The 15,168-nt window shown below is 73.6% G+C and carries 14 protein-coding genes; 6 read left to right on the top strand and 8 right to left on the bottom strand.

Going from position 1 to position 15,168, the window contains the following annotated elements; all coding sequences use genetic code 11:
* Positions 1-222 precede the first annotated feature (222 nt).
* The gene (locus ACGFZW_RS27605) at positions 223-1,665 is read left to right on the top strand and encodes an alkaline phosphatase PhoX (protein ID WP_393895930.1); all 1,443 of its coding nucleotides are present in this window, start codon (positions 223-225) and stop codon (positions 1,663-1,665) included.
* Here the strand turns inward: ACGFZW_RS27605 and ACGFZW_RS27600 are convergent.
* Positions 1,637-2,617 carry a class I SAM-dependent methyltransferase gene (locus tag ACGFZW_RS27600; protein WP_393895929.1) on the bottom strand — a complete coding sequence of 327 codons (981 nt, stop codon included), beginning with the start codon at positions 2,615-2,617 and terminating at the stop codon, positions 1,637-1,639. The genes ACGFZW_RS27605 and ACGFZW_RS27600 overlap by 29 nt on opposite strands.
* A gap of 170 nt (positions 2,618-2,787) precedes the next feature.
* Between ACGFZW_RS27600 and ACGFZW_RS27595 the strand changes: the two genes are divergently transcribed.
* On the top strand, positions 2,788-3,828 hold the full coding sequence (locus ACGFZW_RS27595; protein ID WP_393895928.1) for an MsnO8 family LLM class oxidoreductase: 1,041 nt from the start codon (positions 2,788-2,790) through the stop codon (positions 3,826-3,828).
* Between the two features lie 413 nt (positions 3,829-4,241).
* On the opposite strand, the gene ACGFZW_RS27590 is transcribed toward ACGFZW_RS27595, so the two are convergent.
* The 4 genes from ACGFZW_RS27590 to ACGFZW_RS27575 form a co-directional block, all read right to left on the bottom strand.
* Positions 4,242-5,039 carry a hypothetical protein gene (locus ACGFZW_RS27590; RefSeq protein WP_393895927.1) on the bottom strand — a complete coding sequence of 266 codons (798 nt, stop codon included), beginning with the start codon at positions 5,037-5,039 and terminating at the stop codon, positions 4,242-4,244.
* A gap of 264 nt (positions 5,040-5,303) precedes the next feature.
* Positions 5,304-6,521: a TerD family protein gene (locus ACGFZW_RS27585; protein WP_393895926.1), complete on the bottom strand. Its 1,218-nt coding sequence runs from the start codon at positions 6,519-6,521 to the stop codon at positions 5,304-5,306.
* 131 nt (positions 6,522-6,652) lie between these two features.
* Positions 6,653-6,925: a GlsB/YeaQ/YmgE family stress response membrane protein gene (locus ACGFZW_RS27580; protein ID WP_393895925.1), complete on the bottom strand. Its 273-nt coding sequence runs from the start codon at positions 6,923-6,925 to the stop codon at positions 6,653-6,655.
* A gap of 237 nt (positions 6,926-7,162) precedes the next feature.
* The gene (locus tag ACGFZW_RS27575) at positions 7,163-7,972 is read right to left on the bottom strand and encodes an NAD-dependent epimerase/dehydratase family protein (RefSeq protein WP_393895924.1); all 810 of its coding nucleotides are present in this window, start codon (positions 7,970-7,972) and stop codon (positions 7,163-7,165) included.
* Positions 7,973-8,220: 248 nt separating this feature from the next.
* Here ACGFZW_RS27575 and ACGFZW_RS27570 point away from each other — a divergent pair, with 248 nt between their 5' ends.
* A complete protein-coding gene (locus tag ACGFZW_RS27570) occupies positions 8,221-9,171 on the top strand; it encodes a 5-dehydro-4-deoxyglucarate dehydratase (RefSeq protein WP_393895923.1) in 951 nt (316 codons plus the stop codon).
* Entirely contained in the window at positions 9,171-10,403 is a 1,233-nt protein-coding gene (locus ACGFZW_RS27565) for a hypothetical protein (RefSeq protein ID WP_393895922.1), read from the top strand. Before ACGFZW_RS27570 ends, ACGFZW_RS27565 begins: the two co-directional genes overlap by 1 nt.
* A 55-nt stretch (positions 10,404-10,458) precedes the next feature.
* Here the strand turns inward: ACGFZW_RS27565 and ACGFZW_RS27560 are convergent, their stop codons facing one another.
* The 3 genes from ACGFZW_RS27560 to ACGFZW_RS27550 form a co-directional block, all read right to left on the bottom strand.
* Positions 10,459-11,115: a class F sortase gene (locus ACGFZW_RS27560; RefSeq protein WP_393895921.1), complete on the bottom strand. Its 657-nt coding sequence runs from the start codon at positions 11,113-11,115 to the stop codon at positions 10,459-10,461.
* Between the two features lie 116 nt (positions 11,116-11,231).
* Entirely contained in the window at positions 11,232-11,843 is a 612-nt protein-coding gene (locus ACGFZW_RS27555; protein WP_393895920.1) for a hypothetical protein, read from the bottom strand.
* 313 nt (positions 11,844-12,156) lie between these two features.
* Positions 12,157-12,927: an IclR family transcriptional regulator gene (locus ACGFZW_RS27550; RefSeq protein ID WP_393895919.1), complete on the bottom strand. Its 771-nt coding sequence runs from the start codon at positions 12,925-12,927 to the stop codon at positions 12,157-12,159.
* Between the two features lie 120 nt (positions 12,928-13,047).
* Here ACGFZW_RS27550 and ACGFZW_RS27545 point away from each other — a divergent pair, with 120 nt between their 5' ends.
* Both ACGFZW_RS27545 and ACGFZW_RS27540 read left to right on the top strand, forming a co-directional pair.
* Positions 13,048-14,598, top strand: coding sequence for an aldehyde dehydrogenase (NADP(+)) (locus ACGFZW_RS27545; RefSeq protein ID WP_393895918.1), 1,551 nt, complete (start codon positions 13,048-13,050; stop codon positions 14,596-14,598).
* A 52-nt stretch (positions 14,599-14,650) separates the two neighbouring features.
* Positions 14,651-15,148: a GNAT family N-acetyltransferase gene (locus ACGFZW_RS27540; protein ID WP_393895917.1), complete on the top strand. Its 498-nt coding sequence runs from the start codon at positions 14,651-14,653 to the stop codon at positions 15,146-15,148.
* Positions 15,149-15,168: the final 20 nt, after the last annotated feature.

Genomic DNA, 15,168 nt, shown 5'->3' with positions numbered 1-15,168 from the left:
CTCTCCGCTGCTCCCGGGCCACCGGCCCGGGCAGCCGTGGTGCTCCGGTGCGGCAGTGATACGGGCGGGGGCGGGCGTGGGCCGAAGGGCTTGCGACCGCCCCCGCCCGCTGCACGCGGGCCAACTGCTTCCTGGATGTCGCGCCGCGTTCAACTGGAATTCGAAGGCGGGCGGGAACGTGTGCGGCGCAGGCAGAAGAAACCGGCCATCCAGGAGATGACAATGCCGCTGACCCGGAGAGACTTCGCCAAGCGTTCCGCCCTCGCCGGTGCGGGGGTGACGCTGGCCGGCAGTGTCGGAGTGCTGGCCACCGCCCCCGGCGCACTCGCGGGCGAAACGGCCACCGGCGGCGCCGACGGAACGGCGGACGGCCACCCGCTCGGCTACGGCCCGCTGATCGAGGACCCGGACGGCATCCTCGCGCTGCCCGCCGGCTTCTCGTACCGGATCATCACCCGGACCGGTGTGACCACGCTCGACAGTGGTGAGTCCACGCCCTCCAACCACGACGGCACCGGCGCGTTCGAAGGCCCCCGGGGCACCACCCTGCTCGTCAACAACCACGAGCTGAAGGGCCCGCGCGCCGACTGGCCGCACCCGGTGCCGCTCGCCGACGGACTGGTCTACGACCCGGCGGCGGCCGGCGGCTGCACCGTCGTGGAGGTCGCCAAGGACGGCACCCCCGTCGGCGAACGGGTCGGCATCGCCGGCACGTCCACCAACTGCGCGGGCGGACACACCCCTTGGGGCACCTGGCTCACCTGCGAGGAGAACGAGGACAAGGCCGGCCAGAAGGGCATGACCAAGGACCACGGTTATGTCTTCGAGGTCGACCCGCTCGACATCCGGGCCGGCCGTGACCCCAAGCCCGTCAAGGCGCTCGGCCGCTACGCGCACGAGGCGGTGGTCGTCGACCCCAAGCGCGGTCACCTCTACCTGACCGAGGACGCCGACACCCCCAACGGCCTGTTCTACCGCTGGACCCCGCCGCACGGCTTCCGGCACGGCCGGGGGCAGCTGCGGACGCTTGCCGACGACGCCGGTGTGCTGGCCGCGCCCAGGTGCTACGACTCCGGCGGCCGGTTCGTCGACGACCTCTCGCGTGCCACGAGGACCGGCACCGTCTACGGCGTCGACTGGGCCGAGGTGCCCGACCGCGACGCCCGCGAGGTGCCGGTGCGGCGGCAGTTCGAGGACGGCGACATCACCCGTGCCCGCAAGCTGGAGGGCATGTGGTGGGCGGACGGCGGCGCGTACCTCGTCTCCTCCTTCGCCCGCGAGGAGAGCCCGGTCCAGCACGACGGACAGGTCTGGTTCTACGACCCGCGGCGGCGCACCCTGACGCTGAAGGTGCTGCTCGGCGTCAATCAGGACCCCACGAAGGACGGGGCGCTCGACGGCCCCGACAACATCACCGTCTCGCCCTACGGCGGACTGATCATCGCCGAGGACGGCGAGGGTGTGCAGCACCTCTTCGGCGCCACCGAGGACGGCCGCACCTACCCCCTCGCGCGCAACGACCTCAACATCGGGACCGCCGACGAGCCGGAGTTCAGCGAGTTCACCGGGCCGGTCTTCTCCCCGGACGGCCGGACGCTCTTCGCCAACATCCAGGACCCGGGCATCATGCTGGCGATCACCGGGCCGTGGAAGCGGCAGCGGTAGCGGCGGAACCACCCTCACCGGCGCCGCCACCGCCGTCGGGTGCCTCGGCGGTGAGGACGTAGTAGTCCAGCAGACCGGTCTCGTACGCCCTGAGGTAGCGGCGTGGCCATTCGTCGCGGAGTTCCGGCTGCTGGGCCATGTAGCGGTCGTAGGAGGCCCAGACCCGGTCGCCGATCGCCCGGACCCGGACATCGCGGAGGCCGGCGTCGGCGAGAGTGGCCGCGGCCTCGTCGATGACATGCGGGACGTCCAGGCCGTCGGCGTACGGCGGCAGAAGTTCCGGCAGCGCGCGGGCGGCCTCAGGGCCTCGGGCGAAGAAGGTGGTCAGCGCCAGCCGGCCGTCCGGGCGCAGCACCCGGGTCGCCTCCCGGGCGAAGCCGGTCAGCTCACGGAAGTGCTGCGCGGCCTCGACGGAGTAGACACAGTCGACGGATGCGTCGGGCAACGGGATGCGTGCGGCGATCCCGCGCACGAAGGTCAGGGCGCCCGAGGGCGCCGGAGGGGAGCCGGGGGTGGCGGGCGTGGGGCCGTTCGCGAGCAGCGCGGCGTTGGCCTCCCGGGCGCGGGCGATCTGGTCCGGGTGGGCGTCCAGGCCGATCACCGAGCCGAGGTCGAATTCGCGCAGCGCCAGCGCGCAGCCCAGGCCCCGTCCGCAGCCCACTTCCAGCGCGGTGCGGCCCGCGGGCCGGTCGAAGGCGCTCAGCACCAGTCGGTAGAGGTCCTCCTCGCTGCGGACCCGGTCGGCCACGGTCAGCGGGCGGTCGGCGCCGGGCGGCTGCTCCCAGTAGCCGAAGTTGATGAAGCCGCCGGCGAACGCGGGGACGGTGCTCAGGTCGAGGTCGCCGTAGATCTTCGCCACGCGGTCGGGGAGATCCGGCACCCCGGAGCCGTCCGGGCGGCCGGGCTGCTTCCGCCGGCCTGCGTCGCCTGCCGGGTGTGACTGCTGCGTCATCGAACGCTCCTCGTGCGTGCCGTGTGCGCGTGCGGTGTGCGCTCCGCACGCGGGCCGGGGGTGGTCGCTCCGTTGCCTGTCGTGGGGTTCTTGCCCGCCGGGTGGCCCCGCTGGGTGGGGCCGACGGAGGTGGCGAGGAATCTTGAGCGGGCGCGGACGTTGAAGGAGGGGTGAGCTCGACGATACGGACGACACAATTCTCGATCCTGGACCGCTCCCGCACCAGAGAGGGGCACCCGGAGGGGGCCGCCCTGCGCGACACCGTGGATCTGGCGCGGCGGGCGGAGCGGCTCGGCTACCACCGGTTCTGGGTCTCCGAGCACCACAGCGTGCCGGGGGTCGCCGGGTCCGCGCCGACGGTGCTGGCGGCCGCGGTGGCCTCCGCGACGTCGTCGATCCGGGTCGGCACGGGCGGTGTGATGCTGCCCAACCACCGGCCGCTGGTGGTCGCCGAGCAGTTCGGGGTCCTGGAGTCGCTCTTTCCCGGCCGGATCGACATGGGGCTCGGCCGGTCGGTCGGCTTCACCGGCGGCATCCGGCGGGCTCTGGGCACGGAGAAGGACGCCACCGAGGACTTCAGCGCCCAACTGGCGGAGCTCATCGGCTACTTCACGGGTACGCAGACCGCTCATCCGCAGGTCCACGCGCGTCCCGCCGAGGGGCTGCGGGTGCCGGCGTTCGTCCTGGCGACGGGCGCGGGGGCGCAGGTCGCCGCGGAGGCCGGCCTCGCTCTGGTCATCGGCGACCTCCGCGGCCGGGCGAAGATGCTCGACGCGATCGAGTCCTACCGGGCGCGGTTTCGTCCCTCCCACCTGTGGGACCGGCCGTATGTGGTGATCTCCGGGACGGTTGCCGTCGCCGCCACGACGGAGGCGGCGCGTCGGCTGCTGGTCCCGGAGGCCCGGGCGATGGCGTACTCCCGGACGCACGGTGCCTTCCCGCCGCTGCGGCCCGCCGAGGAGATGCCCCCGGCCGGTGCGGGAGCCGCCGGCGAAGGCGCGGTGTCCGCGCGGGAGCGGGAGTTCTACGAGGAGGCGCTGCGGGGCCACCTGTACGGCACCGAGGAGGAGGTCGCCGAGGCCCTCGACGCCCTCATCGCAGGCACCGCGGCAGACGAGGTCCTGGTCACCACCAGCACCTATGACCGCACGGCCCTGCTGGAGTCCTACGAGCGACTGGCCCGGGTCGCGGGACTGGCCGGACGGGGCTGAGGAGAGGGCGGCGCCGCGGGGGAGAGGGCCGGTGGCGCGAGCCATCGGGCGATCGGGTGGGGGCGAGCGGGCGGGGAGCGAGCGATGCGCCTTCACCGAGCCCCGCCGGTCCTCCCAGCTACCGCCGTCCGTGCCATCCGGCCGGGGGCGGGGGTACCCGGCCCGGCCGCCAGCCGCCGGCCCGGCCGCGAGCCCGACCCGGCCGCGCGCCCCGACCTCCGACCCTCCCCCCTGGAGCTCGGGCCGCCGGGCCCCGGCCCTGCGTCGCCCCTCCCAGGCGCGCCGGTCGCCCCGATGCTGCCGTCGGCCCCTCGGCCCCTCGGCCCCTCGGTCTCTCGCAGCCCTCGCGGTCCCTCGCGGCCCTCGGTTTCCTCGACCCCGTGACGACCGACGGTCACGCGCTTCCTCGCCCCCTACGCCCCCGCGTCCGCCGTCGGCAGTTGTTCGACCTCGGCCCGGTCGTAGCGGTCCAGCAGGCCCGGCCGGAGGGCGTTGCGTTCCGCGGTGACCTCGAACCTTCCCGGTGCCCATCCCAGCAGCGCCGCAGCTTCCTTGGCCGTGAGGCTCTGGGCGAGCCATTCCTCGCGTTGCTTCACCACTGTGGCGATGTGCTCCTGGGGGAGGCCGTCGAGGCTGTCCAGGCCGAACATGGGATGGCCGCGGAACTCGCCGACGGGACGGAGCAGGCCCTGGTCGGCCAGGGCGCGGACATCGGGCCGTCCGACCGGGAGGCCGGTGCGGGCGGCGAGTCGATTTGCCGCGTCGATCGAACCGAGCCCGGGGTGGTCCCCCAGGACCTCGCGGATCTCCGTCACCCGGTCGCGCAGTGCCTCGACCACCTCGCGCGACCAGCGGGTGCCGTCCACGTCCGGCGCTGGGATCAGCCCGCGCTGCTCCGCCCTGCCGGCCTGCCAGCGTTCCAGACCCAGCTCCTTCGCCAGCTGGTGTGGGCCGAAGCTGTCCCGCTTCGGCACTCGGCGCCGCGCGGTCCCGCCGGGGGGCTGAGCCGCGGGATAGTGCTCGTCGTCCACGGCCGCCAGGATCGTCTCGACGCGGTCCACGAGGGTCTTGGCGACGGATAACGACCAGCGCTCGTCCGCCACGTCCGGTGGCGGGATCAGCCCGCGCGTCTCGGCGCGGCGCAGGTGGCGTGGTGCGATGCCCAGCCAGTGGGCCAGTTGCTGTGGGCCGAAGTCCTTTTCCCCTGTCACGATTCCTCCCCGTTCCGTAACTGCCACCACCCAGCCTACGGCGTGGGTCTGACAATCAACTGTGGCCCGGAGGAGGGGTGTTGGGGCTATGGGCGCGATCGCCATTCGTGCCCGTCCCAGCACTCGCCTGCCCCTTCGCGGGGGCTTGGGGTGCGGGCACCCGGAGGTGGTTCATCCGGTGCCTGGTTCCGGCGGGAGCGCCCCTCCCGGCCGCGGCGGTGACGTCGGGACCGGGTGGGGCGGGGCGCCGGAGGGGCCCTGGGGTCAGAGCGCCTTGGCCGCGGGCTTCACCATGCCGCGCACCGTGCGGGAGTCGACGAACTCGCCCATGGCTGTCATCTCCCACTCGCCGGAGAACTGCCGGATGAGCTTGGCCATCATGACGCCCGTACGCGGCTCGGCGTTGGTGAGGTCGAAGCGGACCAGCTCCTCGCCGGTCTGCGCGTCGGCCAGTCGGCAGTACGCCTTGGCGACGTCCGAGAACTTCTGGCCGGAGAAGGAGTTCACCGTGAAGACCAGACCGGTCACCTGCGGGGGCACGCCGCCGAGGTGGACGGTGATGACCTCGTCGTCGCCGGAGCCGTCACCGGTGAGATTGTCGCCGGAGTGCTGGATCGCGCCGTTGAGGATCGACAGCTTGCCGAAGAAGCAGTTGTCGATCTTCTTGCGGTCCGGGCCGTAGGCGATGACGGAGGCGTCCAGGTCGATGCTCTTGCCGCGGAAGGCGGGCTCCCAGCCGAGCCCCATCCGGACCGAGCTGAGCAGTGGCTGTCCGCCCTTGACCAGCGAAACCGTCTGGTTCTTCTGGAGGCTGACACGGCCCTTGTCCAGGTTGATCTTGCCGGCGCCCGGAGCCGGCGCGGCGGGCGGTGCCGCGGCTGCGGCGGGCTGCGGCGCGGCGGCCGGTGCGGCGACGGGGGGCGCCGCGGGAGCCTGGGGAGCGGCCTGCGGGGCGGCGGGAGCCGGCGTCTGCGGGGCGGCCGGTTCCTCGACGCTCACGCCGAAGTCGGTCGCGATGCCGGCGAGGCCGTTGGCGTAGCCCTGTCCGACGGCGCGGACCTTCCAGACGCCGTTGCGCCGGTAGATCTCGACGACCACCACGGCGGTCTCCGTGCCGAGCTGCGGCGGGGTGAAGGAGGCGATGACACTGCCGTCGTCGGCGTTGCGGACCGTGCCGGTCGGCTCGGTGCCGGCGAAGGTGGCACCGGGGGCGTCCAGGCTCGCGGTGACGACGACCTTCTCGATGACGTCGGGTACCGCTCCGGTGTCCACCGTGATGGTGTCGCCGCCGCCGGGGGCCGCGGAGTGGGTCACACCGGGGCCGTTGGGCTGGTTGTAGAACACGAAGTCGTCGTCTGAGCGCACCTTGCCCTCGGTGGTGAGCAGCAGGCCCGACACATCCAGCCGCACGGGTGCGGTGACGTCCACCGCGACCCGCGCGGAGGTGAGCGGGAGATTCGAGCCAGGAGTCATAGCGGTCATGCCAGCAGTAACGACCGGCCGGCTTTTACGGTTCCATTACCCGCACCCGGATGGTCGCCGGGCCGGTCCGGCGCCGTCGCCGTGGCCCCCGGCAGGCGCCTCCGGCGGTTCCCCGCCGCCGCCCGCCCGGCTCAGCGGCGGTCGCGGGAGTTGCCGAACAGCAGCCGGTAGGCGATCAGCAGGACCAGGGCCCCGGCGACCGCGGCCACCCACATCGACGGGTCGTAGAAGTCCTTCGGTATCGGACGGTCCAGGACGCGGGTGGAGAGCCAGCCGCCGATGAAGGAGCCGGCGATCCCGATCAGGGTCGTCCCGACCAGCCCGCCCGGGTCGCGCCCCGGCAGCAGGACCTTGGCGATGACGCCGGCGATGAGTCCCAGTACGAGCCAGCTGACGATGCCCATGATGCGTTTCCTCGTTCCTGCGGTGTGGCGTCGGCGCGGGGCCGCGCTGCGCGTTTCCGCGCTGCTCCGCTGCCCTGCTTCGCCTTCAAGGACGCGAGGGGGCGGTGGCGAGTTCCGTACGGTGACGGATCGGCGCCGGGCGGGAGCGGGACGGCAGCGTCAGGCGTCAGCAGCCGACCGCCCGCGGAAGCGCCCGACGGCCGGTGGCGCACCCCGGCGGGCGCGCCCGCCCTCCGGTCAGTACGGCCAGCGCGGCGGGTCGGTGCAGAACGCGCCACCGAGATGGGCGTGCTCGGGGTTGTCGGGGTCGAGCTCGCCCTGGGCCGCGATCAGTTCCGCCGCGTAGGGCTCGGAATCGTCCTGCGGGTTGTAACCCAGGGCGCGGGCCGACGACAGGTCCCACCACAGGCGGGTGTTGGCCGAGGAGGCGTAGGCGACGGTGTGGCCGACGTCCTCGGCGGTCAGCGCGGCGTGCAGCAGCCGGGCGGCGTCCGCGGGGCTCAGCCAGATCGACAGCATGCGCACGGAGGTCGGTGCGGGGAAGCAGGAGCCGATGCGCAGGGAGACGGTCTCGATGCCGTGCAGGTCCCAGTAGAGCGAGGCGAGGTCCTCGCCGAACCCCTTGGACAGGCCGTAGTGGGTGTCGGGGCGGCGAGGGGTGTCGACGGAGATCGCTCCGGAGCCGTCCGGGGGCCGGGGGGTGAAGCCCACGGCGTGGTTGGAGGAGGCGAAGACGACGCGGCGCACGCCCTCTTCGCGGGCGGCCTCGTAGAGGTGGTAGGTGCCTTCGATGTTGGCCCGCAGGATCTGCTCGAACGGGGCTTCCAGGGAGATGCCCGCGAAGTGGATGATCGCGTCCACGCCGCGTACGGCCTCGCGCAGCGCCTCCTTGTCCGCCAGATCGGCGGTGATCGCGTCCGGCTCGCCGTCGATGGGCCGCTGGTCGAAGAGCCGCAGGCGGTAGCCGTGGGGCGGCAGCAGCTCGCGCATCAGGGTGCCGAGCCCGCCGGCGGCGCCGGTGAGCAGAACGGTGCGGGGTGCGGTCATGTGCGGGGACTCCTCCGGCTGCGCTGTGACGCTGGATGCGTGGACAGCATTCAGATGTGTGGACACGCTAAGGACCGCCCCGCAGGGGGTCAAGGAGGCCGGTGGAATGGTCGAACCGGCTTGACGCGCCGGGGATTTCGCGCTCTTGACCGACGTGGGACGGCTGCTCTAGCGTGGTCGAGTTCAGAAATATAGACACAGATCAGAGGCATGCACGTGTGCATGCGCATGCGTGCCAGGGAGAGCCCGTGACCCCAGCCCCGCCGCTCGCCGGCCGCCTCGACGGACTGCTGTTCTTCCCCGTGACCGCGTACGCGCCGGACGGCGCCCTGGACCTGGAGGTCTTCCGGGCGCATGTGCGCGGCGGCATCGAGGCGGGCGCTGCCGCCGTCTTCGCCTGCTGCGGCACCGGGGAGTTCCACGCGCTGACCCCGGAGGAGTTCGGTGCCTGTGTCGCCGCCGCGGTCGAGGAGGCGGCGGGCCGCGTCCCGGTCGTCGCCGGAGCGGGCTACGGCACCGCGCTCGCCGAACGCTTCGCGGGCATCGCCCACGAAGCCGGCGCCGACGGCCTGCTGGCCATGCCCCCCTATCTCGTCGTCGCGGAACAGGAAGGGCTGTTGCGGCACTACACCGCACTCGCAGCGGCCACCCCGCTTCCCGTCATCGTCTACCAGCGCGACAACGCCGTCTTCACCCCCGAAACCGTGGTCCGACTGGCCAGGACGCCGGGCATCATCGGCCTCAAGGACGGTCTGGGCGACCTCGACCTGTTGCAGCGGATCATCAGCGCCGTGCGCACCGAGGCCGCCGACGAGAGCTTCCTCTACTTCAACGGGCTGCCCACCGCCGAACTCACCGGTCCCGCCTACCTGGGCCTGGGGGTGCGGCTCTACTCCTCCGCCGTGTTCGCCTTCGCGCCCGAGATCGCCCTGGCCTTCCACCGGGCCCTGAACGCCGGTGACGAGGCGACGGTGGCCCGGTTGCTCGACGGCTTCTACCGGCCCCTGGTCGACCTGCGCAACAAGGGCCGCGGCTATGCCGTTTCCCTGGTCAAGGCGGGCGTGCGGCTGCGCGGCCTGGATGTGGGGGAGGTCCGGCCCCCGCTCAGCGAACCGGCCCCGGCGCACGTCAAGGAGCTCGCCGACCTGATCGAGCGCGGCCTGACCCTGGCCGCCGAGGCTCCGGAGAACGGCGCCTGATGCACACCGCCGCCTTCCTCTACCCCTGGGACATCGTCGGCGACCCGGACGCCGCCGGCCGTATCGCCGACCTCGGTGTCCAGCAGGTCACGCTGGCCTCCGCCTACCACTCCACCCGCGCTCTGACCCCGCGCCACCCCGACCGCCGCATCGTCACCGCCCGGCACGCCGCCGTCCTCTACCCTCCGGACGCCATGCGCTGGGCGGGGCGCACGCTGCGGCCGTACACCCAGGACTGGGTGCCGGGTGCCGATCCCTTCGGCACGGCCCTGCGCGCGCTGACCGAGGCGGGTCTTGAGGTGCACACCTGGGTGGTGCTGGCGCACAACTCCCGTCTGGGCGGCGAGCATCCGTCCGCCGTCGTCCGCAACGTCTACGGGGACGCCTACCCCTGGGCACTGTGCATCGCCCGCGGCGAGGTGCGCGAGTATCTCGTGGACCTCGCCGCGGAGGCAGCGGTACGCCCCGGCGCCCGGGGCACCGAGCTGGAGTCGTGCGGCTGGTACGGAATGGCCCATCTGCACGCGCACGACAAGATCGGCGGGGCTCCGCTGTCCGGCGCCGGGCAGTACTTGATGTCGCTGTGCTTCTGCTCGGTCTGCTCGGACGGATACACCGCGCTCGGGATCCCCGCGGCTGAGGTGCGCGCGGGGGTGCGGCGGGCGCTGGAGCCGCTCTGGAGGGAAGGGCCGGGCGCGGGCAGCCGGCCGGTGGCGGCGGCCCCGGGGGAGCGGGCGGCGGAACGGGACCGGATCGAGGCGCTGCTCGGCGGGGACCTCGCCGGTGTGGTGCGCACCTGGCGCGACCGGGCGGCCCGGTCCCTGCAACGCGCTGCCGTGCGCGCCGTACGGGAGGCCGCGACGGGGGAGTTCCGGGTGCTGCTGCACGCCGACCCGGCCGCGCATCGCTGCGGAGCCAACGCCGGGGTGGATCCAGCGGATGTCCTCGCGCACGCCGACGGGGTGGTCGTGCCGTGCACCGGTGACGACGCGGCCCGCGCCGACGTGCTCGGGCCGTTCGCCGACCGCCCGGCCGGCGCCACCGTCGCCGCCAACCTCACCGTCGTCGCCGGCATGGGCGGCAGCCCCGGCACCCTCGCCGCCGACGCGGCGCACGCCGGCTCACTGGGCGCGAACGCGCTGCGGCTCTACCACGGGGGGCTGGCGGGCGACGGCGACCTCGCGGCCGTGCGGCACGCGCTGCGCACCACTGCGCAGGGCCTCGGAAACTGACCGCCCCGGATTTCCGCGAGGGGTTCGCGACGCCCGCGAAGGTGAGGTGCGCGCGTCATGGGCCCTCGCTGCCGGTGAGATGGGCGAAGACGACGACGTTGCCCAGGTACTCCTGGGTGGCCTCGTCGAAGCCGCCCCCGCAGGTGATCAGACGGAGTTCGGGCCGGGCGGCCGGGCCGTAGACCTTGTGGTCAGGGAAGTCGTCGCCCTGGTAGACCTCGACGGCGTCGACCGTGAAGAGCGCCGTCCGGCCGTCCGCGCGCCGTATCCGGATGGTGTGGTTCTTCTGCACGGAGCCCAGGCGGTAGAAGACGGCAGGGCCGGCGTGGTTGTCGACGTGACCGGCGATCAGAGCGGTGCCCCGGGCGCCGGGTGCGGTGCCGGCCGCGTACCAGCCGGCCAGGTTCGCGTCCTTCTCCGGCGGTGCCGCCAGGCTCCCGTTCGCGGCGAGCCCCAGCCGGGTCAGCGGCGCGTCGACGCCGACCGACGGCACCGTGACGCGCACCGGATCCGACACCGGCAGCGGGCGGGCCGCCGGGCCCGCGGGCCGCCCGGCCCCTGATGACGCCGAGAATCCCTGGGCGGCGGACGGCTGCGGCGGGGCGGTGGTCCCGGCCCCCTGGGCGACCAGCCAGATCCCGGTGCCCAGCGCGAGCAGCGTGCCGATGGCTATGACGGTTCTGTCCCCCTGCGCGCGGCTGCTGGTTCCCATGGCGGTGCGCACCCCTCCCAGGAAGCGGTGAATGGCTCACGCCCCGGCCTCCCACGTACGACGGGTGTCCCCGGGAGGCGGGTGTCTCGTGGGTCACCGGCCGTGGCCGGCCCCGATCAGATCCGGTCTCCCGAGCGGCGACGGCGCGAGGCCCAGGCGCCACCGGCGACCGCGGCGAGCAGCACGGCCGCGCCCGCGGCGATTTCGGTGGTGTCGGTGTTCTGGCTGGTGGTGCCGACACCGGTCGCCACCTTGCCCTTGGGCGGGGAGGCGGGGCCGTGGGCCGGGGCGGAGCCGGCACCGCCGGCCGGGGCAGCGGTGTGGCCGCCGGCCGGAGCGGCGAGAGCACCGGCGGCCGGGGCGGCCGTGGCGCTGCCGCCGCGGCCGATGTGGACGGTGCCGGTGATCTCCTTGCCGCCGGAGCAGGTGCCGCTGATGCCGTAGTTGCCGGGCCAGGTGCCCTGCCTGATGGTCAGCTCGCCGGTCAGCGAGCCCCGTACGGACTGCTGGGTGAGCTTGATGGTGCCCGTGCCGAGCGTGCTGGTGTCGACGCTCGCGGAGCGGCTGTTCCCGCAGCCCGTGACGGCCAGGGAGACCGTGGAGCCGGGCCGGACCGGGTCGGGCGACACCTCGATCACACCGAAGTCGCCGGCGTACGCCGCGGTGGCGGAGAGGCCGAGAGCGGCCAGGGACAGCCCGGCTCCGGTGAGAAGTCGAGTGGAACGCATGGCACGAACCTCCACGAAGCACGGACGTGGCACACCACTGCGCCTGAGGGGAATTCCGCGCTTCCTGGTTCCGAGATAAGCGGTCCGGCGTCGGGAGAGCCTGCTGACGAGTTGTCAGAACGCGCCCACTGCGGCGCCATGACGCCCGAGTTCGTCAAGAAAGAAGCAGGCCAGAGGGGGTTTCCGGCGAATGCCTCGCGGCCGGCGGTCTTGAGGTGAACGGGTGACCGGCCTTGCTCGGGGCGGGTGACACTCCGTGACAAAACTGCCGGAGCGGCGGCCGCGCAGAGGTCGCAGGGCCCGCCCGCGTCGTTCACAGCCGCCGGGTGGCCAGCGTCAGGCGGTCCCGCGCGTCGAAGAGCGTGTCCTTGATCATCTGCTCGTGGGCCGGGGTCAGCCGGGCCACCGGCACCGAGCAGCTGATCGCGTCCCGCGCCGGCGTGCGGTAGGGGATGGCGATGCCGAAGCAGCGCAGACCCAGCGTGTTCTCCTCGCGGTCCACGGCGTAGCCCTGCTCGCGCACCGCGTGCAGCTCCTCGATCAGCTTCTCGCGGTCGGTGATGGTGTGTTCGGTCAGCGGCGCGAGGGTGGGCGGCAGCAGCGCGCGCACCTGGTCGTCCGTGTAGGTGGCGAGCAGCGCCTTGCCCAGGGACGTGGAGTGCGCCGGCAGCCGGCGGCCGACGCGGGTGAAGGGGCGCAGGTAGTGCTGCGACTGGCGGGTGGCGAGGTAGACGACGTTGACGCCGTCCAGCCGCGCGAGGTGGATGGTCTCGGTGGTGTCGTCGGAGAGCCGGTCCAGGGTGGGCCGGGCGGCGGCCACCACCTCGTCACCGTCGATGTACGACGTGCCGACCAGCAGGGCGCGGACGCCGATGCCGTAGCGCGTACCGGTGGCGTCCGTCTCGACCCAGCCCAGGTCGACGAGGGTCCGCAGCAGCATGTAGAGGCTGGACTTGGGATACCCGACGGCTTCCTGCACGGACGCCAGGCTGTGCATACCGGGGCGGCCGGCGAAGTACTCCAGCAGCTCCACCGTCCGTACCGCGGACTTGACCTGCGCTCCACCGGTATCGGCAGCTGACATCGCCCTTGACCCCTCTGTTCGGACACCCATAGAGTCCCAGAGATTCACCATCCGGGACGGCGTTCAGCATACCGAACACGGTCGGGTGTGCGGCAAGACTTCATCGGGAAGGAATGCACGGTGGCAGCAGCGGCAGCAGCACCAGTCTGGAGCGTCGACCCCCGAAGCGGGAAGCGGCGTGAGCAGGTTGCGGTGGAGGCGACGGCGGCCGAGGTGGATGCCGCGGTTGGCGCGGCGCACGCCGCCCGCGCCTCGCTCGCCGACCGGGACGTGCGCGCGGCCTTTCTGCGTCGCGCCGCCGATGTGCTGGAGGAGGCCGGCGACCGCGTCATCGAGGCCGCAGACGCCGAGACGGCGCTCGGCCCGGGGCGCCTCACCGGAGAACTCGGCCGGACCACCTACCAGTTGCGTGCCTTCGCCGACATCGTCGCCGAGGGCGCGTTCCTCGACGTGCTGATCGACCACGCCGACCCCGCCCTCGCCCCGCCGCGGCCCGACCTGCGCCGCTACAAGATCCCGCTGGGCGTGGTCGCGGTCTACTCCGCCAGCAACTTCCCGCTCGCCTTCTCGGTGCCCGGCGGCGACACCGCAAGCGCCCTGGCAGCCGGCTGCCCGGTGGTGGTCAAGGCGCACCCGGACCACCCCGCCACCTCCGAGCTGTGCGTCGCGCTGCTGCGCCGGGCCGCGGCCGATGTCGGCCTGCCCCAGGGCGTGGTGAGCCTGGTGCACGGCTTCCAGGCCGGCGTCGACCTGGTACGCCACCCGCTCATCACCGCCGCCGGGTTCACAGGTTCGGTACGCGGCGGCCGGGCCCTTCACGACGCCGCCGCGGCCCGCCCGCAGCCCATCCCCTTCCACGGCGAGCTCGGCAGCCTCAACCCCGTGGTGATCACCGAGGCCGCGGCCGCCGAACGCGCCGAGGAGATCGGCGCCGGACTGGCCGGCTCGGTGACCCTCGGCGTCGGGCAGTTCTGCGTCAAGCCCGGTCTGGTCCTCGCCCCCGAAGGAGAGGCCGGCGATCGGCTGCTGAAGTCGCTGACCGCGGCGGTCAGCGACAGCGAGGCAGGCGTCCTGCTGGACCACCGGATGCGCGACGCCTTCGTGGACGGTGTCCGGGCCCGCGCCGAACTCCCCGATGTCCACGCTCCGGTGACCCCCGGCGCGGGCGGTGAGCACAGCGTCAGCGCGGGCTTCCTCGCCGTGCCGGCAACCCGCCTCGCGGCCGAGGGCCCGCACGACCTCCTCCTGGAGGAGTGCTTCGGCCCGGTCACCGTCCTCGCCCGCTACGCCGACGAGTCCGAGATCGGCGCGGTCCTCGCCCGACTCCCCGGCAACCTCACCGCGACCCTGCAACTCGGCGACGAGGAGGGCGCAGGCACCGACGCCGAGGGACGCGGCGCCCGGCTGCTCGCCGACCTCACCCCGCTCGCCGGCCGCGTCGTCGTCAACGGCTGGCCGACCGGCGTCGCGGTCGCCCCCGCCCAGCACCACGGCGGGCCCTACCCGGCCACCACCTCCACGTCCACGTCCGTCGGCGGCACCGCCATCGAACGCTGGCTGCGGCCGGTCGCCTACCAGGACGCCCCGCCCGCGCTGCTCCCGCCCGAGCTGCGGGAGGACAACCCGCTCGGGCTGCCGCGCCGCGTCGACGGCCGTGCCGAAGGCGCGTAGGGCCACCGGAGCCTTGCGTCCCGAAAGCGGGGAGCCCGCCCTCCAGGTCCGCGTGGCACACACCGCGGACCTGGAGGCGATCGCCACCCTGCACAGCCGCGCCCGCGCCGCGTACCAGCGCGGCCGGGCGCCCGGCGTGCCCTTCGACCTGCCCGCCGAGCACATCCGCTGCCGGGCGGTCTGGGAACGCGCCCTGGAGCGTGACGACACACTCTGCGTCGTGCGGGACGGCACAGTCCTGGGCGCCGCCTCCTACGGGCGTCCCGTAGGACCGGGCGCCCGCGGAGCCGTCATCCTGCACCAGCTCCAGGTCGACCCCGACCACTGGGGCACGGGCGTCGGCCGCGCCCTGCACACCGCCTGCCTGCTCGCCTGGCGTAACGCCGGGTTCTCCCAGGCCGCCCTGGACGTCGTCTGGCACAACCAGCGGGCCCGCGCCTTCTACACCGACCACGGCTGGCGGCCGGACCCGCGCCGCCGCCCCGCCCCCGACGCCACCCACCTCACGCTGACACTGGCCCTCGCGGTAGCCACTCCCGGCGGGCACTGAGCCGTAGCTGCCGTCGGGCC

Source organism: Streptomyces sp. NPDC048248 (assembly GCF_043201875.1).
GTDB lineage: Bacteria > Actinomycetota > Actinomycetes > Streptomycetales > Streptomycetaceae > Streptomyces.
This window is presented reverse-complemented; position numbering and strand designations above follow the sequence as displayed.

Bases quoted from the DNA above. Each gene is read 5' to 3' on its own strand.
- ACGFZW_RS27560 (WP_393895921.1), bottom strand. From the start codon at position 11,115: ATGGGAACCAGCAGCCGCGCGCAGGGGGACAGAACCGTCATAGCCATC.
- ACGFZW_RS27600 (WP_393895929.1), bottom strand. From the start codon at position 2,617: ATGACGCAGCAGTCACACCCGGCAGGCGACGCAGGCCGGCGGAAGCAG.
- ACGFZW_RS27565 (WP_393895922.1), top strand. From the start codon at position 9,171: ATGCACACCGCCGCCTTCCTCTACCCCTGGGACATCGTCGGCGACCCG.
- ACGFZW_RS27605 (WP_393895930.1), top strand. From the start codon at position 223: ATGCCGCTGACCCGGAGAGACTTCGCCAAGCGTTCCGCCCTCGCCGGT.
- ACGFZW_RS27550 (WP_393895919.1), bottom strand. From the start codon at position 12,927: ATGTCAGCTGCCGATACCGGTGGAGCGCAGGTCAAGTCCGCGGTACGG.
- ACGFZW_RS27555 (WP_393895920.1), bottom strand. From the start codon at position 11,843: ATGCGTTCCACTCGACTTCTCACCGGAGCCGGGCTGTCCCTGGCCGCT.
- ACGFZW_RS27580 (WP_393895925.1), bottom strand. From the start codon at position 6,925: ATGGGCATCGTCAGCTGGCTCGTACTGGGACTCATCGCCGGCGTCATC.
- ACGFZW_RS27575 (WP_393895924.1), bottom strand. From the start codon at position 7,972: ATGACCGCACCCCGCACCGTTCTGCTCACCGGCGCCGCCGGCGGGCTC.
- ACGFZW_RS27585 (WP_393895926.1), bottom strand. From the start codon at position 6,521: ATGACCGCTATGACTCCTGGCTCGAATCTCCCGCTCACCTCCGCGCGG.